The sequence below is a fragment of the Frigoribacterium sp. Leaf415 genome, from assembly GCF_001424645.1.
GTDB lineage: Bacteria > Actinomycetota > Actinomycetes > Actinomycetales > Microbacteriaceae > Frigoribacterium.
Map to the genome: position 1 here is coordinate 404808 of NZ_LMQR01000001.1, position 22234 is coordinate 427041.

Consider the following 22234-nt stretch of genomic DNA (forward strand, 5'->3'; position numbering starts at 1 on the left):
CTGCGGGTGAGCGGCTAGCCTCCGCCGGTGGTCGGTGACCGATCGGTAGTCGAGACATCGAGAACCAGACGAAATCCGACAGCCGACGCGGACTACGGGAGCTGTGGGGGCGCGATCAGTTCGAGGAATCCACCGAGGGCGCCCTCGAGGTAGATGATGCGTGTGCCGGCTCGAACGCCACCGGTCATCCGGTGAGGTGTCCCGACTGGTCTCCAGCCGTGTCTGGCGCAGAGCTCGAGCACACGATCGAGGTCTGAGACCGTGAGCGCGATGTGCATCATGCCGACCTGTGCGGGCGAGCCGGCAGACTCGAGCAGTCGGGGCGGGTCGTACTGCAGCAGCTCTACCCGGTGGGGGCCGAGTGTCACCGTCGCTGCGCGGATGACGGCTCCACGGACGCCGGTGGTCGCCGCCGTGACTTCCACGTCCAGCGTGAAGGTGCGCTCGAGCACGAACCCGAGACCGGAGCACCACAGCACCAACGCGTCGTCGAGGTCGGCCACGGTGAGACCGGAGTGAGCGATGTCAGAGATGAGCGGTGATGCCATGAAATCAGTATCGAGCTCCGACACGCCTGCCTGCGTGCTGTCGTGCCTGGCGGACGGTGCTGAGCTCACGTCGGCGGAGATCGCTCGGGCCGTCTTCGTTCGCCCGCAGAGCATGTCGGACGTGCTCGACGGGATGGAGCGTCGCGGTCTAGTCCGCCGGGTGGGCGTTCGCGCCCGCGGCCGGAGGAACCCAGCCGCGATCACGCCAGCCGGCCAGGCCGTGCTCGACGCGGTGCAGAAGGTGGCCCTGGCGACGAACGACCTCAGCTCGCTCGGGCTGGACGCGTCGCGGAGCGCACAGCTCGCGGCACTGATGCTTGCCGTCATCGAGGGTGCGGAAGCTGCACCTGAACTCGACGACGGTTCCTGATGACTGCCCGACGGACGATCGCTATCCGGCCGTGGCCGGGGCGGGTGCGTCGAGGGCGAGTCTGACGCCCACGGCGCCGAGAAGGGTGCCGGTGGCCCACCGCTGCCAGCGCATCCAGCTCGGTCTGCGGCGGAGGAAGACCGCGATGGACCCGGCGGCGACGATGATGCCGGCGTTGACGGCGAGACTCACGGCGATTTGGACTGCGCCGAGCTGGAAGCCCTGGGCGACGACACCACCGGCGCTCTGGTCGACGAACTGGGGGATGAGGGCGAGGTACATGATCGCCGCCTTCGGGTTCAGCAGGTTCGTCACGAGCCCCATGCGGAAGAGCTCGGCCGTGGAGTCGCGGGGCAGGTCGCGAGTGTCGAAGACGGAGGCGCCTCCGGGTCGCAGCGTCTTGTAGGCCAGCCAGAGCAGGTAGGCGGCGCCGGCGACCTTCAGTGCCGTGTAGAGCCAGGGCACCACGAGGAACACCGCGGCGAGGCCGACGTTGGCCATCGTCATGTAGACGACGAAGCCGACCGCGGTGCCGGCGAGCGAGACCAGGCCCGCGCGGCGGCCCTGACCGATGCTCCGCGAGACGAGGTACATCATGTTCGGGCCCGGGGTGAGCACCATGCCCAGGGCGACGAGGGCCATGGCGGAGGCGGCGGTCAGCGAGATCATGCCGGTGTCTTTCTCGAGGGTGTGGAGGTGGCGTCGGCGGCACCCGTCGTGCTCCTAGCTTGGTGCACGCGCGACCTCATCTCATGACGTCCCCTCGGTCGATTCCACGTCGTTCGGCACCCTCTGCCGTCCTCGGACGGCTCCGGGTGTCGACCCGGTGCGAAGCCGGAAGAAGCTCGAGAAGTTCGAGGCGTCCGCGAAGCCCAGATGCGCGCCGACCTCGCCGACCGACTGGGTCGTGTGGACGAGCAGCCGCTTGGCCTCGAGCACGAGACGGGCGTCGATGACCTGCTTGGGCGTCACGCCGTGCGGGGCGGTGGCGCGTCCGAGGGTCTTGGCCGACCAGCCCAGGCGGCTGGCGTAGTCGGACACCAGGTGCAGGTCGCGGTGGTGCGCCTCGACCTCGGCGACGAAGGCGGCGTGGACACCCTCGCGATCGTCGATCGCACCCGGGGGCGTCCTCGCGCCGTCGGACACCGCGGTCGCCAGTCGCAGAAGCACCGCCGACAACGCGACCTCGCGCAGCAGCGACCGCACGGCCCGATGGTCGCCGGGGGCGTCACCGGCGTGGAGGGCTCGCCAAGCCGCCCTGACCCCGGCGCGCTCGAGCGTCGGTGCCGTCCACGCGGTGATCCGGGAGGTCGAGCCGGCGTAGCCCGACTCGACCAGCGCCTCCTGCACCTCGGGTGGGATGGCGTGCGAGGGGAACAGCGCGACCCGGCCGGACAGGGTCGAGATGTCGCCCCAGCGGTGCACCTGGCCGGGTCGCACCCAGAGCGCATCACCGGGGCCGAGCCGGTGCGAGACGAAGTCGACCTCGTGGACGGTGCTGCCCGCCTCGACCAGGTAGAGCAGCTCGAACTCGAGGCGCTGCGTCGACAGGAACTCACGCCGACCGCCTCGCCGGATGATGTCGCGCAGTCCCGTCAGCTCGATCGACGGCCCGGGGGCCGGCAGTGAGAAACGCACTCCGCGCGGTTCGTCTTGTCTCATATTCACCAGTGTGACACCGACAGGCACCGTGACAGTCGGCCTCGCCCGACCAAGACTTGACCCATCAGCACAACCGAGAGGAACCACATGACCACCCTCGACTACACCGTCCTCGACTCGGGCTCCACAGCCCTCGAGAAGACCCTCACGCTCGTCACGGGCGACACCGAAGCCGTGCTCGTCGACGCCGGGTTCACCCGCTCCGCCGGCCACCGTGCCGTGGCCGCGATCCTCGACTCGGGCAAGACCCTGACCACCGTGTTCATCGGTGCCGGCGACCCCGACTTCTACTTCGGCGCCGAGGTCGTGCAGGACGCGTTCCCGAACGCGCGGTTCGTCGCACCCGCCGCAGTCATCGAGCACATCGAGCACAGCTACGAGGGCAAGCTCGAGGCCTGGGCGAGCCTCGGCGAGAACCTGCCGACCCGCAAGGTCGAGCTCACCGCGTTCGAGGGCGACCACATCGCCGTCGACGACGCCACCCTCGAGGTCCGCCATGCCGACGTCGACCCCGCCGACCGCGGCTGGTACCTCTTCGACGCCGACAGCCGCACCCTGCTCGGCGGCATCCTCGTCTTCGGTGGCCTGCACGTCTGGACCGCCGACACCGCGACCGTCGAGCAGCGCGCTCTGTGGACGGCCGCGTTGGACGAGTTCGAGGCCCTCGACCCGACCCTCGTCGTGGCAGGCCACCGCGACCCGGCGTTCCCCGCCGACGTCACCGCGATCCGCCACACCCGCGACTACCTCGCCGCCTTCGACGCGGCCGTCGCCGACCACGACACCGCCGAGGCGGCCGAGAAGGCGTTGCAGGCGCAGTACCCGGGCGCCGGTCTGGGTGTCGCAGCGCACCTCGGCACGCGCGTCGCGAAGGGAGAGATGACATGGGGCTGAACGAACTCGACGACTCGCCTCGCGCCGTCGTCCGACGCCAGTACCTCGCCTCGGCCGCGGGGGACCTCGACGCCTTGCGGGCTACGCTCGCGCCCGACGTCGAGTGGACCGAGATGGCCGGGTTCCCGTTGGCCGGCACGTACCGCACCCCCGAGGGCGTCACCGCAGCCGTGATGGAGAAGCTCGGCGCCGACTGGGTCGACTGGACCGCTCACGACGACACCTACGTCGTCGACGGAGAGAACGTCGTCGTCCTGGCGCGCTACACCGCCACCCACGGCACGACGGGGAAGACGCTCGACGCCCGCGTCGCCCACGCCTTCGTCGTCCGTGGCGGCCTCATCGTCCGGTTCGAACAGTTCGTCGACACCGCCCTCGTCCGCGACGCGATGTCCTGACGAGACCGGGACGAGACGAAGGAGGCGCTGGTCACCCGACCAGCGCCTCCTCCGTCTCGTCGGCACCAGGCGTCATCGTGTCGGGCAGATGCGCGACGTCGGGGATCGGTGCGATCAGGGGCCTGGAATGGGACGCTGTGGGCGTGCAGATCATCCGGCTGAGTCGTCAAGCGGTGTCACTGAGCGAGGACGTCGAAGACCACACGCTCGAATGGCGCCTCCCCGCCGACGCGTTGCTCGTCGACGTCCTCGTTCGGGCCGTCGAGGGCCGCTACCTTCCGCGGATGGTCGGCAGCGCCTGGACGTTCTGGTTGCTGGCTCCCGAGGGCTCGGAACGTTCCGGGGTCATGACGGCGGTCTGTGTCCAGAGACCATGGGGTCGGCGGATCGTGACGCCGAGTGCGCGGCAGCTCTCACAGCCGCTGGGAGAACTGGGCGAGTGGACTCAGGCCGACGGGGCGCTCTCCGTCCACTTCGGGTACAGCTCGGCGGGAGGGCCACGATCGGTTCGCCGTCTCGCTCGCGAGCTTCGTCGGCCGTGACGACGCCCTGATCACCCGACCCGCGCCTCCTTCTTCCCTCGCGGCGCCGCCAGCAGCGCGCGGCGGGATCGTTCCTTCCCCACGCGGTCGGACGGCCCTCAGGCGAGGCGGCGGGTCATGTACCGGAGGTCGAGCCACTCGCCGAACTTCGAGCCGACCTCGCGCAGCACGCCGGCGTCCTCGAAGCCGAGCGACGCGTGCAACCGCACCGACGCCTCGTTGCCCGCCTCGATCAGCGCCACCATGACGTGCAGGTCGTCCCGCGTCGCGCGCTCGATCAGCTCGGTCATCAGCGCGCGGCCGAGGCCCTTGCCCTGCTGCCCCGGTCGGACGTAGACCGAGTTCTCGCAGGTGTGCTGGTAGCCGTCCTTGGCGTGGAACGGCCCGTAGCTGCCGTAGCCGACCACCTCGTCACCGTCCACCGCGACGATCGCGCTGCGCCGCGCCTCCTGATGGCCGGTGAGCCACTCGCGTCGACCCTCGAGGGTCGGGGTGACGTCGGTCCAGATGGCCTTCGAGTGCGCGACGGCGTCGGCGTGGATCTCGAGGACACCGGGCAGGTCGGCTTCGGTCGCGGTGCGGATTTCCATGCCGACAGCCTAGGAGGGGTGTCGCGGACGCCGCCAGCACGCCTCCCCGGTGCCTCGAAGGCTGCCGCCCTAGGCTGGCGGGCGTGTCGACACGCATCTACATCACCTCTGCCGAAGGCCACACGGGCAAGTCCACGATCGCGCTGGGCGTGCTCGACACGCTCAGTCACGAGGTGGGCCGCGTGGGGGTGTTCCGACCCGTCGCCCGGTCGACCGACGAGCGCGACTACGTGCTCGAGCTGCTGCTCTCGCACGACAGCGTCGACCTCGCCTACGACGAGTGCGTCGGCGTCAGCTACGACGCCGTCCACGCCGACCCCGACGCCGCGCTCGCCACGATCGTCAGCCGCTTCGCCGCCGTCGAGCGGCAGTGCGACGCGGTGGTCGTGATCGGCTCCGACTACACCGACGTCGGCAGCCCCACCGAGCTCTCGTACAACGCCCGCATCGCCGCCAACCTCGGCGCGCCCGTGCTGCTGGTGCTCGGCGGCCGCAGCGCCGACGGCCAGACCCGGCGGTCGGGTGCCGACATGCGCCAGGTCGCCGAGCTGACCACCGCCGAACTGCGCTCCGAGCACGCGAGCCTGCTGGCCGTCGTCGCGAACCGGGTCGACCCCGACCACCTCGACGAGGTCGTCGACGGCATCGGGCACGCCCTCGAGGCGTCGCCCACCGGTCGCGTCCCCATCTGGACGCTGCCCGAGGACCGGGTGCTCGTCGCCCCGACGATGCGCGCCGTGCTGCAGGCCACCGGAGCGACCCTGCTGCGCGGCGACGACGCCCTGCTCGACCGCGAGGCGCTCGGGGTCGTCGTGGCCGCCATGTCCATGGAGAACGTGCTGCCGCGCCTGACCGAGGGGGCCGTCGTCGTCGTGCCGGGCGACCGATCGGACGTGCTCGTCGCCACCGTGCTCGCGCACGCCTCCGAGACCTTCCCGTCGCTCGCCGGCATCGTGCTCAACGGCGGGTTCGCCCTCGCCCCCCAGGTCGAGCGCCTGCTCGAGGGGCTCGACAGCCCCCTGCCGATCGCCACCACGAGCACCGGCACCTACGACACCGCCCTCGCCATCACCCAGACCCGAGGTCGACTAGCCGCCGACTCGCCCCGCAAGTACGACCTCGCCCTCGCCCTCTTCGAGACGCACGTCGACGGGGCCGAACTGCTTCGCCTGCTGCAGGTCAGCCCGTCCGGCGTGGTCACCCCGCTCATGTTCGAGTACCAGCTGCTCGAGCGGGCCCGAGGGGCGCAGAAGCACATCGTCATGCCCGAGGGCGACGACGACCGCGTGCTCCGGGCCGCGTCGACCCTGCTGCAGCGCGGCGTCGCCGCCATCACGCTGCTCGGCGACGAGACGGCCATCCGCGCCCGGGGGGCCGAGCTCGGTCTCGACCTCGCCACCGCCCGCGTGCTCGACCCGTTCGACCCCAGCCTGCAGGTGCTCTTCGCCACCGAGTACGCCAAGTTGCGGGCACACAAGGGCATCGCGGTCTCGCAGGCGATGGACACGGTCACCGACGTCTCGTACTTCGGCACCATGATGGTGAAGCTCGGCCTCGCCGACGGCATGGTGTCGGGCGCCAAGCACACCACGGCGCACACGATCCGGCCGGCGTTCGAGGTCATCAAGACGCTGCCCGACGTCGGCGTCGTGTCGAGCGTGTTCCTCATGGCGCTCGCCGACCGGGTGCTGGTCTACGGCGACTGCGCCGTCATCCCCGACCCGACGGCCGAGCAGCTCGCCGACATCGCGATCTCGTCGGCGCAGACCGCGCAGCAGTTCGGCATCGAGCCGCGCGTCGCGATGCTGAGCTACAGCACGGGCGACAGCGGCTCCGGTGCCGACGTCGAGAAGGTCCGCGCCGCCACGGCCCTCGTCCGCGAACGCCGACCCGACCTGCTCGTCGAGGGGCCGATCCAGTACGACGCCGCGGCCGACCCGACCGTGGCCGCCGCCAAGATGCCCGAGTCCGAGGTCGCCGGTCGGGCGACGGTGTTCATCTTCCCCGACCTCAACACGGGCAACAACACCTACAAGGCCGTGCAGCGCAGTGCGGGCGCCGTCGCGATCGGTCCGATCCTGCAGGGCCTCCGCAAACCGATCAACGACCTGTCGCGCGGGGCGCTCGTCGGCGACATCGTCAACACCGTCGCCATCACCGCCATCCAGGCCGGCACGCAGGCCGCCGCGGCCGAGGCCACCGCCACCTCCACCAGCACCGCCACCAGCACCGAAGGAGCCTCCTCGTGAGCACCGTCCTCGTCGTCAACTCCGGCTCGTCGTCGTTCAAGTACCAGCTGATCGAGCTCGAGGGGGAGCGCACGCTCGCCAGCGGCCTCGTCGAGCGCATCGGCGAGGCGGTCGGATCGACCCGCCACCGCAACGAGGTCACCGGCGACGAGACCCGCAACGACACGCAACCGATCGCCGACCACGCCGCAGGCTTCGCCGCGATGCTGACCGCCTTCGACGCGCACGGTCCGTCGTTCGCCGAGTACCCGCCCGTCGCGGTCGGCCACCGCGTCGTCCACGGCGGAGAAGAGTTCGACCGCGCCACTGTGGTCACGGCCGACGTCGAGAAGGCCATCGAGCGTCTGTCGGCCCTCGCCCCGCTGCACAACCCGGCCAACCTGCAGGGCATCCGCGCGGCGAAGGAAGCCTTCCCCGACGTGCCCCACGTCGCGGTCTTCGACACGGCGTTCCACCAGACGCTCGCCCCCGCGGCCTACACGTACGCGATCGACGCCGAGCTGGCGACGAAGCACCACGTCCGCCGTTTCGGGTTCCACGGCACGTCGCACAAGTACGTCAGCGAGAAGACCGCCGAGTTCCTCGGCCGCCCCCTCGCCGAACTGAAGACCATCGTGCTGCACCTCGGCAACGGTGCCTCGGCCGCCGCGATCGACGGCGGCCGGTCGATCGACACGAGCATGGGCATGACGCCCCTCGAGGGGCTCGTCATGGGCACGCGCTCGGGCGACATCGACCCCGCCGCCGTCTTCCACCTGCACCGCGAGGCCGGTCTCGACTTCGCCGAGCTCGAGACGCTGCTCAACAAGGGGAGCGGGCTGCTCGGCCTGACCGGCAGCGGCGACATGCGCGACGTGCAAGACAGCGCCTCCCGCGGCGACGCGGTCTCCGAGGCGGCGCTCGCCGTCTACCGGCACCGCCTGCGGCATTACATCGGTGCCTACGTCGCCCAGCTCGGCGGTCTCGACGCCGTGGTCTTCACGGCGGGTGTGGGGGAGAACAACGCCCTGCTGCGTCGGCGCACGTTGATTGGCCTCGAGTTCTTCGGCATCCACGTCGACGACGACCGCAACGAGCTCGCCTCCCGCGACGCGCGCTACATCTCGCCCGAGGGCTCGAAGGTCTCCGTCCTCGTCGTCCCGACGAACGAAGAACTCGAGATCGCCCGGCAAGCCGCCGCCGTCAGCTGAGACGTCGGGCCGGGTGGACGACCCGGCCGCCCCGACGACGCGAGAAAGCCCCGGTGCGCAGGTCGCGCCTCCGGGGCTCTCGTGTGTCGGTCTGCGGCCTCGGGGCCGTCGGAGGACGACCAGGAGGCGCGGGTCAGTACTTGATGGTCGCCAGCGCGTCCGAGACGGGGACGTCACCCGAGACGGCCTCGAACTGCGTCTTGACGGCGGTGCCCTCGATCAGCGCGGCAGCGATGATCTCGGCCACGTCGGCGCGCGGGATGCTGCCACGCTCGACCGTCGTGCCGACCGTGACCTGGCCGGTGCCGGCGTCGTCGGTCAGGCCACCGGGACGGACGATCGTCCAGTCCAGGCCTTCACGACGGCGCAGGTCGGCGTCGGCCTCGCTCTTCGCGCGCATGTACACCTGGTACACGTCGTCGTCGTTCGCGGCGGGGAGCTCGGCGCGGGCCGGGTCGAAGTCGTCCGTGCCGATGGCCGAGACCATCACGTAGCGCGTGACGCCCGCCTTCTCGGCGGCGTCGGCCAGCAGAACGGCCCCGTCGCGGTCGATGGTCAGCTTGCGCTCGGCGCCGCTGCTGCCGCCACCACCCGCGGCGAAGACGACGGCGTCGGCTCCGTCGAGGTGGCCGGCGAGCGTGTCGACGTCGGTCTTCTCGAGGTCGAGGACGAGGGCACGGGCCCCCGCGGTCTCGAGGTCGGCGGTGTGGTCGGGGTTGCGGACGATGCCGACGGGGTCGTGCCCGGCGTCGGCGAGTCGGCGTTCGAGGAGCTGGGCGATCTTGCCGTGTCCTCCGGCGATGACGATTCTCATGCCCCCAGGCAACACCCCGGGTCGCGGCGACCACTCAGTTGCCGCTAAACTCGTCGAGGCTCCTCACGTGGCGTCATCCAGGCCAACTCCCCCAGGGCAGAAATGCAGCAAGGGTAACCGGGCTCTGGCGGGTGCGTGAGGGGTCATCTTCTTTTAACGCGCCGCCGCCCCTGCGGCGCTTCGGCGCGGCGTCGTGCGTGGTGCGTCGGGTGTGGCCGCTTGCGTTCTGTGGGTGGCGCGCCGCCGCCCCTGCGGCGCTTCGGCGCGGCGTCGTGCGTCGGGTGTGGCCGCTCGCGTTCTCTGGGTGGTGCGCCGCCCCTCCTCCCGTCTTCGTCGCCGTGTCCCCCCTTCGTGGGGGTGCGCGATCCGGGTGATCCCCGTCTATGCTCGGCAGCACGACGAGACCGAACCAGCTCGTCGGGAGCGATCAACCACCGCTCCGGCCGCACCCCTCACCACGGTGCGACCACGCGCGACGGCGCCGTCGCACCCGCACCACACGATCAGGATCAGGACCGATGAGCCCTTCACCACGGCACGTCAGCAGCACCCGCACCAGGCGAACGAGCCCGCGCACCGCGCGGTAGTCCCGTTCGCCTCGTCGTCGTCCCCGGGCGTCGGCACCGCGGCTCACAACAGAACAGCAGCACCTCCTGCCTCACCAGCGGGAGTTCTTCGGATCAGGCGGCGGGCTCGTCCCGTCAGGAAGAGGCACACCCATGCGAAGCCAGGCGATCGAGCGTCCCCGGCGCTCCCACGCGTCCCGCGCACTGAAGGCGACGGCCGCGGCCGTCGTCGCGGCGGTGGTCGGCGCGCTCGTCGTCGTCGTCCCCGCCCAGGCGGCCACGACCGACCGTAGCGAGGCCGAGGCCTCGCTGGTCGGCGGCTCGGGCATCGTCTCGCTCGACCAGGTCGCCGCCCTCGGCGGGGCCTACTCGGCCTTCGGCACGACGCAGAACCCGCCGACGTCGGTCAACCCCCTGAACCTCACCGTGGTGAACGCCCTCTCGGTCGGCCTCGGCAACGGCTTCCGCCTGCTGGGCGCGAACGGACTGCTGCAGCTCGGCGTCGACGGTCAGTACGCGAGCGCCACCGCGACGGGCGCCACCGCCTCGGCCGGCCTGATCGGTGCCGACGGTTCGATCGCCGCGGGCAGCGGGACCCCCGGTGCCGGCGCCACGCTGAACCTGCAGCCCCTGCTGGCGTCGGTGCCCGCGACCAACGGCGTCCTCTCCGACGTCCGGCTCGGCCTCGGCTCCCTCTCGTCCCAGATCAGCCAGCAGCGCGGAGCCACCGCGGGGACGCCGACGACGGCCTATCAGGTCGCCGGTGCGCGCTACACGATGACGAGCCCGGCCGTCCAGGGCGTGACCACGTCGCTCCGCGGCACGGTGACCGGGCTCGGATCGACGGTCAACGCAGTCGCCGGCAGCGGTGCCGTGACCGGACTCGCCACCTCGATCACCGCACCGCTCACCACCGCCGTGAACGGGCTGCCCCTCGGGGGAGCGGTGACCCTCGGTCAGCCGGTCGTCGGGGTGACGGCGACCGTCGACCTCGACTCGACGATCACGACCGAACTCGCGAGGCCCCTGACCTCGGGCCCGGTGACCATCACGCCGAGCACGGGTCAGATCGTCATCGACTTCGGCGCCCTCAACGGCCTGCCCGCGAACAGCGACCTCCTGAGTCCCGCGACGATCACGGCCATCACGAACGGCGTCACCGACATCCTGCAGAACCAGCTGCCGACGAACCTGGTGGCTGCGGCGAACGCCGCCGTCCGGTCCACCGCGGCGACCGTCGACCTCCGTGTCGGTCTCGGCATCGACCTCGGTCTCACCACGGTGAACGAGACGCTCACGACCCGCACGGTGACGACGATCGGCCAGCTGCTCGACGGCACCACCCCGGCGACCGCCACGACCGTCACCGGATCGGGTCTCGTCGGTGCGCTCGGCGCCACCGTCCTCCGCAACGCGCTCCTCCCCGTCGTCGGCACCCTGCTCGGCTCCGTGGGCGGCCTCTACTCGCCCCTCGTGGACGGCACGGCGCTCGCCGCGACGAGGACGACCCTGCGCACCACGACCGCCGCCGTCGTCACGACCCTCGCCCCGCTCACCACGCTGCTGAACCAGCTCGTCCGCGTCACGATCAACGCCCAGGACGGCGTCGGCTTCCGCGACGGCCGGGGCACCGACGCGGGCTCGAGCTCCGTCCACGCGGTCAGCCTCTCGGTCCTGCCGCTCGTGAACGCGTCCCGGGTCGACCTCGCCACCTCCACCGTCCGGGCCGCGGCCCTCGCCCCCCTGAGCATCGCCACGCCCACCGCCGGTCAGGTGTTCGTCGTGCCCGACGCTCCCGGAGCCACCCGCAGCATCGCGCTGACCGGTGCCGGCGAACCCGGCGCCACCGTCAGCGTCGACCTCGGCGCCGGTCTCACGGGCACCGGCACGGTGGCCGCGGACGGCAGCTGGAGCGTGACCGTCGCGAACGTGCCCGCGGGGGCGTACAGCGCCTCCGTGACCCAGGCCCTCGGCACCGCGACCACCGGCCCGGTCACGCGCGACTTCACCGTCGTCACCCAGCAGCCCCTCGTCGTCACCGCGCCCACCGCCGGACGCGTCTTCACCGTCCTCGACGCCGACTCCACGACCCCCGTGATCGTCTCGGGCACCGCCACCCCCACGGCCACCGTCGCCGTCGACCTGGGCGGCGGCCGCACGGCCACCGCGCTCGTCGCCTCGGACGGCACCTGGACGACGACCGTCCCGGACGTGCCCGTCGGTGGTTACACCGCGTCCGTGACGCAGGCCATCGGTGGCGACGTCTCCGCCGCCGTGACGCGGGCCTTCAGCGTCGTCGCCGGCGCGGGCCTCACGATCACGAGCCCGACCTCCGGCACGCAGTACCGTCTGCCCGGCGCCGACTCGACCCGTGACGTCACCGTCTCGGGCACCGGTCAGGCCGATGCCCCCGTCGCCGTCTCGCTCGGCGGCGGCCGCGACCTCACCGCGACGGTCGCCGCCAACGGCACCTGGTCCGTGACCTTCCCGGCCCTGCCGGTCGCCGCCTACACGGCGACCGCGACGCAGACGGTAGGAGGCGCGGTGTCCGCCCCGCAGACCACCGACTTCACCCTCGTGGCCGCGACCGGCGTGACGATCTCGACGCCTGCGCCCGGTGCGACCCTCGCGGTCGCCGACGCCACCTCGACCACCCCGGTCACGGTGACGGGAGCCGCCGAGCCGAACGCCCCCGTCCGGGTCGACCTGGGTGACGGCTACGTGGCCACGACGACGGCCGACGGAACGGGCGCCTGGTCGGCGACCGTCTCGTCCGTGCCCGTCGGGACCCGGACGATCAGCGTCACGCAGACGGTCGCCGGCGTCGTCTCGGTGCCGGTCACGCAGCCGCTGACGGTCGCGGCCGGTGCGCCGCTCGTCATCGACGCCCCGGCCGAGGGCACCACGGTGCGCGTGGCCGACAGCGCCTCCTTGTCGACCCTGACCGTCTCGGGCACCGCGCAGGCCGGCGCCGACGTCCGCGTCGACCTCGGTGACGGCCTCACCGGCCGGGTCACGGCGGACGCCACGACCGGCGCCTGGTCGGTGGACGTCGCCGGCGTGCCCGTCGGTCAGCGCACGATCTCGGCGACGCAGACCGTCGGTGGCACCGTGTCGCCTGCACAGACGCGCGTCGTGACGATCGTCGCCGGGACCCCGGTCGCCATCTCGACGCCGGCCCCCGGGGCCACGATCCCGATCGTCGGCGGCACCACGGCCGACGTGACCGTCACCGGCACGGCCGACCCGGGGGCGACCGTCACGGTCGGCCTCGGCGCCGGATTCGAGGTGCCGGCCACGGTCGACCCCGCCACGGGCGCCTGGACCGCCGTCATCCCCGACGTCCCCGCCGGTGTCCGCACGCTCGGTGCGACGCAGACCCTCGGCGGAACCACCTCCGCCCCGGTGACCCAGCCGCTGACGATCGCGCAGGGCACGCCCCTGGCCGTCACGGCACCGCTCGACGGCGCCGAGTACTTCGTCCCGGGACCGCAGGACACGACGCCCGTCGTCGTCTCGGGCACGGGCCAGGTCGGGGCGACCGTCGCGGTCGACCTCGGCGACGGGCTCGTCGGCCAGGTGGTCGTCCCGGCCTCCGGCCAGTGGTCCGTCACCGTCGCCGGCGTCCCGGTCGGTCCGCACACGGTCTCGGTGACCCAGAGCGTCAACGGCTCCACCTCGGACGCCCTCACGCGGGACATCCAGGTCAGCGTCGGTGGCGACGTCGTCATCACGGCGCCCGTCCCCGGCACCCAGCTGGTCGTCGCCGACGACCAGGGGACCACTCCGGTCATCATCGCGGGCACCGGCGTGGCCGGTCTGCCCGTCACCGTCACGGTGGACGGCGTCGACCAGGCCCCGGTCGCCACCGACCCGCAGGGCGCCTGGTCCCTCGTCCTGACCGGGGTCGCCGTCGGCGACCACGTCGTGGGCGCGAGCCAGCAGCAGGGCCCCGACCTCCTCGAGGCCGAGCCGACGGACTTCTCCGTGGTCTCGGCCGAGGCCGACCTCACCATCACCGCACCCGGTGACGGCGACGTCATCACGGTCGCCGGCGCCGGCAGCACCACCGCCGTCGTCGTGACCGGCACGGCCTACCCCGGTGCATCCGTCGAGGTCACGCTGGCCGGCGTGAGCACCCCGACGACCGCCGGGCCCGACGGGCTCTGGACCGTCACGGTCCCTGGCGTCCCCGTCGGTGACCAGGTCGCCTCCGCGACCCAGACGATCGGCGGCACGACGACCACCGAGCCCGTGACCCGGGCCTTCGAGGTCGTCTCCGGGGCGGACGTGGTCATCACGACTCCCGCCGGCGACATCAGCTACGTCGTCGCCTCTCCCGCGGCGACCCAGGACGTCCCGGTCGCCGGGACGGCCCAGGCGGGCGCGCGGATCACCGTGACCCTCGACGGCGTCGAGGTCGGCAGCACCCTCGCCGACCCCACGACGGGCGCCTGGGGGATCACCCTCGTCGGCGTCGGCGTCGGCGAGCGGGTCCTCGGGGCCTCTCAGACGGTGCGGGACACCGTCCAGCAGGCCGACACGCGCGTCGTGACCATCGACCCGGCCGCCCCGCTCACCATCGTGGCCCCGGCCGACGGCGTCCCGATCGTCCTCGCCGACCCGGCCTCGACCACGACGCTCGTCGTGTCGGGCCAGGCCGAGCCGGGCGCGGTCGTCCGCGTCGACCTCGGTGACGGTTTCACCGACACGGTCACGGCCGGCACCACGACCGGCGCCTGGTCGATCTCGTTCGACGACGTCCCCGTCGGCACGCGGACGATCGTGGCGACCCAGACGGTCGGCACCTCGGTCTCGGCCCCCGAGACGCGGGTGGTGCAGATCCTCGCCGGTGACCCCCTCGTCGTCGTCGCTCCCGCCGACGGTTCCGTCGTCGACGTGGCCGGACCGGACGTCGTCTCGACGGTGACGGTCTCGGGCACCGCGGCCGCGGGCGCCACCGTCGACGTGGTCCTGGACCCCGCGACCGGTGCCGACCTCGTCGCGACCGTCGTGGCGGACCCCACCACCGGCGCCTGGTCGGTCGACGTGGCCGGCGTGCCCGTCGGTGCGGTCGACCTGTCGGCGACGCAGAGCATCGGCGGGACCACCTCGCCGGCTCAGGAGAGCTCGTTCGAGGTCCGCGCGGCCGCCCCGGTCGTCATCGTCGACCCGGACGACTCCGTCTTCACCGTGCTCGACCCGGCCGGCACCCTCGACGTCCCCGTCTCGGGTACGGCGTCACCGGGTGCCGAGGTCTCCGTCCGGCTGAACGGGGGAGCGGCCGTCACCACGACCGCGGACCCCGCCTCGGGTGACTGGTCCGTCGTCTTCGCCGACCTGCCCGTCGCCACCTACCAGGTGACGGCGTCGCAGGCCGTGGCCGGCACGACCTCGACCCCGGTCCTGGCGGCCGTCGAGATCGTCGTCGGCGACGAGCTGACCGTGCTGCAGCCCACGCCCGGTGCCGTCGTGACGGTCGCCGACGCGAACGCCTCGACCGCCGTCACGGTCAGCGGCACGGCCGAGCCGGGGGCGACCGTCCGCGTCGACCTCGGCGACGACCTCGTGGCCTCGACGATCGCCGACCCGACCACCGGCGCCTGGAGCGTCGTCGTGGCAGGCGTCACGGTCGGAGAGCGCACGCTCACCGCCACCCAGGCGCTCGGCACCTCGGTGTCGCCCGCCGTCACCCAGCCCCTCTCGGTGGTCCCCGCCGCCGCGGTCGTCATCGAGGCCCCCGCCGTCGGGACCGTCGTGGCGGTGGCCACGCCGGACGCGACGACCGACCTGGTCGTCTCGGGCACGGCCGAGCCGGGCGCCTCGATCGGCGTCGACCTCGGCGACGGCCTGACCGCCACGACCACGGCCGACGGCACGACCGGCGCGTGGAGCGTCACCGTGCCGGGAGTCCCCGTCGGCGACCGCACCATCGCGGTCACCCAGACCGTCGACGGCTCGACCTCGACCCCGGTCACGCGGGACGTGTCGATCGTCGTGGCCCCCGCCGCGCCCGCGATCGTCACCCCGACCCCGGGTGCGACGGTCTCCCTGCTCGACCCGGCCGGCACCACGTCGGTCGTCGTCTCGGGCACCGGTGAGCCCGGCGCCACCATCGCCGTCTCGCTCGGCACGGGCCTCACGGCCGGCGCCACCGTCGGGCCCGAGGGCGACTGGCAGGCGACCGTCGACGGAGTCCCCGTCGGCGACTACACCCTGACGGCCACGCAGACGATCCGGGGCGCGACCTCGGCCGCGGCGACGCAACCGTTCACGGTCGCGGCGGCGGCTGGTCTCGTCGTCGACCGGCCCACCGACGGCACGACGGTCGTCGTGCTCGCCGCGGGCGACACCGCCCCGGTGGTCGCGTCCGGCACGGCCCAGCCCGGAGCGACCGTCACGGTCGACCTCGGTGACGGCCTGGTCGCGACGGTCGTGGCCGACCCGACGACCGGCGCCTGGAGCGTCACGGTCGACGGCGTCCCGGTCGGCGATCGAACCGCCTCGGTCACCCAGACCGTCGACGGTGCCGTGTCGACCCCGATCACGCGGGACGTGTCGGTCGTCGTGGCCGCTCCCGTGACGATCACCTCGCCGCCCGCCGGGTCGTCGATCGTCGTGGAGGACGCCGACGACACCACGGACGTCACGGTCACCGGCACGGGTCAGCCCGGTGCGACGGTCGTGGTCGCGGTGGGCGACGACCTCTCCGAGACGACCACGGTGACCCCCGAGGGCACCTGGACCGTCACGGTGGGCGACGTGCCCGTCGGCTCGTACCCGGTCGTCGTCACGCAGACGGTCCCGGCCGGTTCGACGACTCCCGCCACCCAGCAGCTCGACGTCGTGGTCGGCACGCCGGTCACGATCACCGAGCCCGCCCCGGGTGCCACCGTCGTCGTCCTCGACGGTCAGACCACGCCGGTCACGGTGTCGGGCACCGCTCAGCCCGGCGCGACCGTCACGGTCTCGCTCGGCGACGGCCTGACCCAGGCCGTCCCGGCCGACCCGACGACGGGGGCGTGGACCGCGACCTTCGACGCCGTGCCGGTGGGCGCCGGACCGATCTCGGTGGTGCAGCAGTACGGCACCGTCACGACGGTCCCCGTGACCCAGCCGTTCGCGGTGGTCGCGGCAGACCCGATCCGGATCACCGACCCGGAGACGGGCACGCGCCTCCTCGTGCTGTCCGCCGACTCGACGGTGGACCTGCCGGTGACCGGTTCGGCACAGGTCGGCGCGACCGTCGCGGTGACGCTCGACGACGGCACGGCCGTCACGGTCGACGTCGACGACGACGGCACCTGGACGACCACCTTCGCGGGGGTCGGCGTGGGCGAGCACGTGGTGTCCGCGACGCAGACGGTCGCCGGGGCCGAGTCGGCTCCGGTGACGACCACGGTCGTCGTCGAGGCCGCCGCCACGCTGACCGTCACGGCGCCGACCGACGGGCAGCAGTACCAGGCGGGCGACTCCGGCACCGCGCCGGTCGTCGTCCGTGGCCAGGGACAGCCGGGCGCGCCCGTCACCGTCACGGTCGACGGGGGAGACCCCGTCACCACGACGGTCGACGACGCGGGCTCGTGGCAGGTGCCGGTCGTTCTCGGCACGGGTACGCACACCGTCTCGGTCGTGCAGACCGTCGGCGACGCGACCAGCGTCCCGGTCGAGGTGCAGGTCGTGATCGTGCCCGCCCCGGCCGACCCCGCCGTCGCCCCGACCATCACCTCGCCGGCCGACGGGCAGCTCGTGACGGACGCCGACGGCGACGGCTTCGTCGACCTGCCGGTCACCGGCACGGGCGAGCCCGGAGCCACCGTCACCGTCTCCGTCGGCGGCATCACGCAGACGGCGACCGTCACGGACGGCGGCACCTGGTCGGTGACCCTGCCGGCGGTCCCGGTCGGCACGCGCACCGTGATCGTCGAGCAGACGGTCGCAGGCGTGGTCACCGGCAGTGCGTCGGTGGACGTCGTCCTCGCCCCCGCCGCCGAGGTCGCCCCGCTCGTGGTGACCTCGCCCGAGCAGGGGTCGATCCTGCCCGCGGGCACGGAGGGCACGGCCGACGTCCTGGTCGGCGGTTCGGCCCAGCCGAACGCCTCCGTGGCCGTCAGCCTGGACGGCGGCCTGCCGGTCACGGTCGACGTGGACGCCGACGGCGCCTGGTCGACCACGCTGGTGGGCGTCGCGCCCGGGCAGCACACCCTGTCCGTGACCCAGACCGTGGGAGGCGCGGTGTCGGCACCCGAGACCGTCGTGTTCACGGTCACCCCGGCCGCGAACACCGGCGCCGTCGTCATCACCTCGCCCGCTCCGGACGCGTTGATCGCCGACGCCGACGGCGACGGCGTCGAGGACGTCACGGTGACGGGCACCGGCACACCCGGTGCGCTCGTCACGGTCGACCTCGGAGAGGGGACGACGCAGATCACGGTCGTCGCCGACGACGGCACCTGGACGGTGACGTTCGTGGGCGTCCCGGTCGCCGCCTACGTGCTCACCGCCACGCAGACCGCGGACGCGGGCACGACGACGGCCACCCAGGACCTCGTCATCGCCGCGATCGACCCGATCGTGATCACGAGCCCGCTGCCGGGCTCGGTGTTCCCGGCCGGTCAGGACGGCACCACGACCGTGACGACCACGGGTACGGCCGAACCTGGCGCGACCGTCACGGTCCGGCTCGACGCGGGTGTCGCCGCGGCCGCGGCGGTCCTCGCCGCGGATCGCGTCCTGGTCGTCACGGCGGACGCGGCGGGTGCCTGGACGGTCGTCTGGGAGGACGTGGCCGTCGGGCCGCACGTGGTCGACGCGACGCAGACCGTGGCGGGAGCCACCTCGGCCCCGGTCACGACCGGTTTCTCGGTGACGGCCGCGGCCAGCACGCCGGGTACGCCGGGTACGCCGGGCACGCCGGGCACGCCGGGCACGCCGGGCACGCCGGGGACCCCGGGCTTCCCGGGTCTGCCGGGTGCGGGCGGCGGCTCCGGAAACGGAATCGGCGGGGTCGCGACCGTGGGCGCCACGGGGCTCGCGTACACGGGCTCCGACGTCCTCGGCGGGTTCTCGCTCGGGGCCTTCGCCCTCCTGCTCGGACTGGCGCTGGTGCGTCTGCGTCGCCGGGGGAGGAACGTGGCGGAGTAGCCGGAACGGCGCGTCACACCGGAGGGTCCGTCGTCTCGACGGGCCCTCCGGTGCGTCCGGCGGGCACCGCACCGGACCGGGCGGAGCAGGGCCCGCGCCGTCGACCGTTGTCGGTCGCCCCGACTACTCTTGCTCTGTGGTCACCGCCCTGTATCGCCGTTACCGGCCAGAGAACTTCGCCGAGCTCATCGGACAGACGCAGGTGACCGATCCGCTCCGCACGGCGCTCCGCACCAACCGCGTCAACCACGCCTACCTGTTCAGCGGGCCCCGCGGCTGCGGCAAGACGACGTCGGCCCGCATCCTGGCCCGCTGCCTGAACTGCGCCCAGGGCCCGACCGACACCCCGTGCGGCGTCTGCGCGTCGTGCGTCGAGCTCTCCCGCGACGGCGGCGGCTCGCTCGACGTCATCGAGATCGACGCGGCCAGCCACAACGGCGTCGACGACGCCCGCGACATCCGCGACCGGGCCGTGTTCGCCCCGGCCCGCGACCGCTTCAAGATCTTCATCCTCGACGAGGCCCACATGGTCACCCCGCAGGGCTTCAACGCCCTGCTGAAGGTCGTCGAAGAACCACCCGAGCACGTCAAGTTCATCTTCGCGACCACCGAGCCCGACAAGGTGATCGGCACGATCCGGTCGCGCACGCACCACTACCCGTTCCGCCTCGTGCCCCCGGCCCAGATGCTCGAGTACGTCCACGAACTCTGCGAGAGCGAGTCGGTCGAGGCGGCCCCCGGCGTGCTCCCGCTCGTCGTCCGGGCCGGTGGCGGGTCGGTGCGCGACACCCTCTCCCTCCTCGACCAGCTGATGGCCGGCAGCGAGAACGGCGCGATCGAGTACGAGCGCGCCGTCGCCCTGCTCGGGTACACCCACGCCTCACTGCTCGACGACGTCGTCGAGGCGCTCGGCGCCCGCGACGGTGCCGCGGCCTTCGCGGCCGTCGACCGTGTCGTCCAGACCGGGCAAGACCCTCGGCGGTTCGTCGAAGACCTGCTCGAGCGCCTGCGTGACCTCATCGTCGTCGGGGCGACCGTCGAGGGTGCGTCGGCCGTGCTGCGGGGCGTCACCGCCGACGAGCTCGACCGTCTCGTGCACCAATCGCACGCCTTCGGCGCGGCAGAGCTCTCCCGCTCGGCGGACGTCGTCAACCGCGCCCTCACCGACATGACCGGGGCGACGTCGCCCCGGCTGCACCTCGAACTGATGATCGCGCGCGTCCTCGTCCCCGAGAGCGACCAGACGGGCCGGGGCGCCCTCGCCCGGGTCGAGCGCCTCGAACGACGCGTCGGCGTCGAGGGTCCCGGTTCCGCGTCGTCGGCGGCGCCCGGTCCGTCGACCGATTCCCGCCCGACCGAGGTCCGGCCCGCGTCGGGTCGATCGGCGCCCGCCGTCGCGTCGTCGGCTCCGGCCTCGACCGCTCCTGCCGCCACGTCTCCTTCCGCAGCACCCGTCGAGGCCACTCCGTCGACCGAGGCGGCCGGTGGTCCGTCGGCCGTCGAGAGCGCGACCGCGTCCTGGGCGACGGCCGCCCCGTCGGCCCCGGCCGACCCCGTCGGGTCCTCAGCTCCGGCGACGACCGAACCCGCGCCTCCGTCCGCGCCGCACTCGGCCGCCTGGGCACAGACCCCCGACCCCGCCCGAGGTGCCGGGTCCGGCGCGGCCCCCGTCACGCTGCAGCAGTTGCGCGACAGCTGGCCCGAGATCGTCGAGGTCGTCCAGAAGGCGAGGCGCACGGCCTGGATGGTCGTCGTCACGGCCACCGTCGTCGACTTCGCCGACGACGTGCTCACGCTGGCCTTCCCCAGTGCCAACGACGTCGAGAGCTTCAAGCGCCCCCAGGGGGCGGCCGAGGGCGTCAGCGAGTACCTGCGACGGGCGATCGTCGACGTGCTCGGCGTCAAGGTCAAGTACATCGCCCGGGTCGAGGGCGACGGGCCCGCGGGTCCCACCCCCACCGGCGCCCCACCCGTCGACGCGTCCGTTCCTCCCGCGGCGTCGGGCCCGCAACGAGACACCGGCCGGTCGGCCGCACCGGCGACCGACGGCGGGCAGCAGGCTTCCGCTCCGTCACCTCAGGGGTCGACGTCGGCCGAGACGGGCCGCACGACGGCCGCCGCCGCGGAAAAGGCAGCGCCCGAGGCCTCCGCGGTGCCGGCCGCGAACTCTCCCCGGACCTCGGCGCCGGCCGCGGCGCCCGCGACCGCCGAGCGCCGCGGCGCCCCGGCGACCGCGTCACCGACGGCCGAGCGGTCCAGCGCCCCGGCGCCCGTCACCGGGTGGGACGTCGCCACGATCCCGCAGACCCCGCCCCCCGAGCCCGACGAGCCCGAGCACATCACCGAAGAGCCGCCCGGGGGCGTCCCGACGGTCGACGCCGCGCCTCCGCCGCCCGAGGCCGACGTGCCCCCGGCCGGCCGCTCCGTCTCCGGTCCGCCGTCTTCCGCAGCCACGGCGTCGACCCCGGGGCCGGCGTCTCCGGCCGCCACCGCGGGGGCCGGCCCGTCGGTGGCCGAGCGTCGCGCGGCCACCGGCGACCCGCGTCGGGGCATCCCCACCGGGTCGCGCTACGGCGAGGCCGTCGTGCGCGAGATCCTCGGCGCCCAGTTCATCGAAGAAGAGACGATCGCCCCCCGGGTCACGCCTCAGAGAAGCGAGTAGCGCGTGTACGAAGGCATCGTCCAAGAGCTGATCGACGAGTTCGGTCGCCTGCCGGGCATCGGGCCCAAGTCGGCGCAGCGCATCGCGTTCCACATCGTGCAGAACGAGTCGTTCGACACGTCCCGCCTCGCTGAACTCCTCGTCGACGTCAAGACCAAGGTGCGTTTCTGCGAGATCTGCGGCAACGTCAGCGAGCAGGAGACCTGCAACATCTGCCGCGACCCGCGTCGCTCGCCCGCCACGATCTGCGTCGTCGAAGAGGCGAAGGACGTCCAGGCCATCGAGCGCACTCGGGAGTTCCGTGGGCTGTACCACGTGCTCGGCGGAGCGATCAGCCCCATCGACGGCATCGGTCCCGACGACCTGCGCATCCGCCAACTCGTCCAGCGCCTGGCCGACGACACCGTGCAAGAGGTCATCATCGCGACCGACCCCAACCTCGAGGGCGAGGCGACGGCGACGTACCTCTCGCGCATGCTCGCGCCCTTCGGGCTCCGGGTCACCCGGCTGGCCTCGGGCCTCCCCGTGGGCGGCGACCTCGAATACGCCGACGAGGTCACGCTCGGCCGCGCCTTCGAGGGCCGTCGCCTCGTCTCCGAATGACG

At 73.1% G+C, this 22234-nt stretch carries 14 protein-coding genes and 1 other RNA gene; 10 read left to right on the forward strand and 5 right to left on the reverse strand.

Annotation, left to right across the window (positions count from 1 at the left end):
* Positions 1-92 precede the first annotated feature (92 nt).
* Entirely contained in the window at positions 93-548 is a 456-nt protein-coding gene (locus ASG28_RS15935; protein WP_162235694.1) for a VOC family protein, read from the reverse strand.
* On the opposite strand from ASG28_RS15935, the gene ASG28_RS16325 reads away from it, so the two are divergent.
* Entirely contained in the window at positions 547-918 is a 372-nt protein-coding gene (locus ASG28_RS16325) for a MarR family transcriptional regulator (RefSeq protein ID WP_162235695.1), read from the forward strand. The two genes, ASG28_RS15935 and ASG28_RS16325, sit on opposite strands and share 2 nt — an antisense overlap.
* A 21-nt stretch (positions 919-939) precedes the next feature.
* On the opposite strand, the gene ASG28_RS01980 is transcribed toward ASG28_RS16325, so the two are convergent.
* Both ASG28_RS01980 and ASG28_RS01985 read right to left on the reverse strand, forming a co-directional pair.
* Entirely contained in the window at positions 940-1587 is a 648-nt protein-coding gene (locus ASG28_RS01980; RefSeq protein ID WP_055971430.1) for a LysE family translocator, read from the reverse strand.
* Positions 1588-1668: 81 nt separating this feature from the next.
* The gene (locus ASG28_RS01985; protein ID WP_082454243.1) at positions 1669-2580 is read right to left on the reverse strand and encodes a helix-turn-helix domain-containing protein; all 912 of its coding nucleotides are present in this window, start codon (positions 2578-2580) and stop codon (positions 1669-1671) included.
* Positions 2581-2667: 87 nt separating this feature from the next.
* On the opposite strand from ASG28_RS01985, the gene ASG28_RS01990 reads away from it, so the two are divergent.
* The 3 genes from ASG28_RS01990 to ASG28_RS02000 all read left to right on the forward strand — a co-directional run bounded on the left by ASG28_RS01990 (position 2668) and on the right by ASG28_RS02000 (position 4414).
* Positions 2668-3474, forward strand: a complete 807-nt coding sequence (locus ASG28_RS01990; RefSeq protein ID WP_055971436.1) for an MBL fold metallo-hydrolase — start codon at positions 2668-2670, stop codon at positions 3472-3474.
* A complete protein-coding gene (locus tag ASG28_RS01995) occupies positions 3465-3872 on the forward strand; it encodes a nuclear transport factor 2 family protein (protein WP_055971439.1) in 408 nt (135 codons plus the stop codon). The genes ASG28_RS01990 and ASG28_RS01995 overlap by 10 nt, the downstream gene beginning before the upstream one ends.
* 143 nt (positions 3873-4015) lie before the next feature.
* A complete protein-coding gene (locus tag ASG28_RS02000; protein WP_157485613.1) occupies positions 4016-4414 on the forward strand; it encodes a hypothetical protein in 399 nt (132 codons plus the stop codon).
* A 98-nt stretch (positions 4415-4512) separates the two neighbouring features.
* Here the strand turns inward: ASG28_RS02000 and ASG28_RS02005 are convergent, their stop codons facing one another.
* The gene (locus ASG28_RS02005; RefSeq protein WP_055971446.1) at positions 4513-5004 is read right to left on the reverse strand and encodes a GNAT family N-acetyltransferase; all 492 of its coding nucleotides are present in this window, start codon (positions 5002-5004) and stop codon (positions 4513-4515) included.
* An 83-nt stretch (positions 5005-5087) separates the two neighbouring features.
* Between ASG28_RS02005 and pta the strand changes: the two genes are divergently transcribed.
* Both pta and ASG28_RS02015 read left to right on the forward strand, forming a co-directional pair.
* The gene (gene pta, locus ASG28_RS02010; protein WP_055971449.1) at positions 5088-7253 is read left to right on the forward strand and encodes a phosphate acetyltransferase; all 2166 of its coding nucleotides are present in this window, start codon (positions 5088-5090) and stop codon (positions 7251-7253) included.
* Positions 7250-8443 (forward strand): acetate/propionate family kinase, encoded by a 1194-nt coding sequence (locus tag ASG28_RS02015; RefSeq protein ID WP_055971452.1) that lies wholly within the window; start codon positions 7250-7252, stop codon positions 8441-8443. The genes pta and ASG28_RS02015 overlap by 4 nt, the downstream gene beginning before the upstream one ends.
* 133 nt (positions 8444-8576) lie before the next feature.
* Here the strand turns inward: ASG28_RS02015 and ASG28_RS02020 are convergent, their stop codons facing one another.
* Positions 8577-9257 carry an SDR family oxidoreductase gene (locus tag ASG28_RS02020; protein ID WP_055971454.1) on the reverse strand — a complete coding sequence of 227 codons (681 nt, stop codon included), beginning with the start codon at positions 9255-9257 and terminating at the stop codon, positions 8577-8579.
* 54 nt (positions 9258-9311) lie between these two features.
* On the opposite strand from ASG28_RS02020, the gene ffs reads away from it, so the two are divergent.
* The 4 genes from ffs (at position 9312) to recR (ending at position 22232) form a co-directional block, all read left to right on the forward strand.
* An RNA gene (gene ffs / locus ASG28_RS15940) (signal recognition particle sRNA small type) lies at positions 9312-9408 on the forward strand.
* A 568-nt stretch (positions 9409-9976) separates the two neighbouring features.
* Positions 9977-18967, forward strand: a complete 8991-nt coding sequence (locus tag ASG28_RS02025) for a hypothetical protein (RefSeq protein WP_055971457.1) — start codon at positions 9977-9979, stop codon at positions 18965-18967.
* Positions 18968-19103: 136 nt separating this feature from the next.
* Positions 19104-21629 carry a DNA polymerase III subunit gamma and tau gene (locus tag ASG28_RS02030; RefSeq protein ID WP_055971460.1) on the forward strand — a complete coding sequence of 842 codons (2526 nt, stop codon included), beginning with the start codon at positions 19104-19106 and terminating at the stop codon, positions 21627-21629.
* A gap of 3 nt (positions 21630-21632) precedes the next feature.
* Positions 21633-22232, forward strand: coding sequence for a recombination mediator RecR (recR, locus tag ASG28_RS02035; RefSeq protein ID WP_043595550.1), 600 nt, complete (start codon positions 21633-21635; stop codon positions 22230-22232).
* Positions 22233-22234 lie beyond the last annotated feature (2 nt).